Here is a 1,429-nt window from a genome sequence, read left to right on the forward strand (position 1 = left end):
CGGCGCAGGGTACGGGGGTGATCTGGGCCGGTAAGGGGGCCACCGCCTACAATTCCGGCGGCAACGCCTGGGTGCAGGTACCGGCAGACAAGCTCGCCGATGGCATGAAGGTCCGTTGGCGGGTGCGCGGCGTCACCACCGCGGGTGCGGAAGGCGAGTGGTCGCCCTGGCAGACCGCCACCGTCGATGCGACCAAGCCCGCCGCTTCCGACGCCGGACTGACTCCGGCCACCAAGGGCGACACATCGTGGACCGCTTCGTCGGGCACACCGTGGATGTACGCCAAGATCACCGATCCCGCCTCGCGTGCTTCACGGCTGTGGGCGCAGGTCGAGCACGATCCTGCGGCGACCGGTCAGGGCACGGGACTGATCTGGGAGGGCAAGGGCGCCACCGCCGCCGCTTCCGGGGCGAACGCCTGGGTGCAGGTGCCGGCCGCGAAGCTGACCGACGGGATGAAGATCCGCTGGCGGGTACGCGGCGAGACCACGACCGGTGTGGCCGGCCCATGGTCGGACTGGCTCATGACGGGAGTCGACCTGCGCAAACCCTCTGTCGCGGGACTGTCCATGACGCCGGCGACCTGGGACGCGGGAATGTGGACGGCGGCGGCGACCTCGCCGTGGCTGTATGCCAAGGTGACCGACCCGGAGAACAGGGACTCCCTGATCGCCGTGGAGATCGAGCACGACCCGGCGGCGACTGAACAGGGCGCCGGCCTCATCTGGACGGGGAAGAGCACCAAGCCGTCTCGCTCCGGTGACAACGCCTTGATCCAGGTCCCGGCCGGGAAGCTGACCGACGGCATGAAGATCCGCTGGCGTGCCCGCGGGGAAACCGCGCAGGGCATCGCCGGGCCGTGGTCCGATTGGGTCCAGGCACGCATCGACGTCAACAGGCCGTCGGTCGAATCGCTGGGCATGGATCCGGCTCTTCCAGGTTCCGCCTCCTGGACGGCTGGGACGTTGACGCCGTGGCTGTTCGCGAAGGTGACGGATCCGGAGAACCGTGCCGGCAAGCTCAATGTCGAGGTGGAGCATGACCCGGCCGCCACCGCTCAGGGCACCGGGCTGATCTGGTCGGGCTCTTCGGACAAGTCGTACGCGTCCGGCGGCAACGCCTGGGTGGCCGTCCCGGCGGGGAAGCTGGTCGATGGCTGGCAGATCCGCTGGCGGGCGCGGGCCACCACCACGTCCGGGATGTCAGGCCCCTGGGCGCAATGGGTGTCCGCCCGCGTGGACACGACGATCTTCAAGACTTTGCCGCCCGCACCTGTCGTGGGCAAGATGTCCGCGTCTGTCGGTCAGCTGGTCTCGGGATCGTGGATTCTGCCTACCCTCAGCCCGTCCTTCACCGCCGCGATCTCTGATGTCGATCGGCGGCCTGGCGTGCTGGAGGCCGAGGTCGAGCATGACCCGGCGGCCACCGG

1 protein-coding gene is annotated in these 1,429 nt (G+C 69.5%); it reads left to right on the forward strand.

Going from position 1 to position 1,429, the window contains the following annotated elements; all coding sequences use genetic code 11:
- Nucleotides 1-17: 17 nt before the first annotated feature.
- The coding region (locus tag AB0J46_RS51915) for a hypothetical protein (protein WP_364344944.1) at nucleotides 18-1,429 on the forward strand (1,412 nt) is incomplete at its 3' end.

Origin of the sequence: Nonomuraea sp. NPDC049758, assembly GCF_040674635.1 — a bacterium.
Classification (GTDB): domain Bacteria; phylum Actinomycetota; class Actinomycetes; order Streptosporangiales; family Streptosporangiaceae; genus Nonomuraea.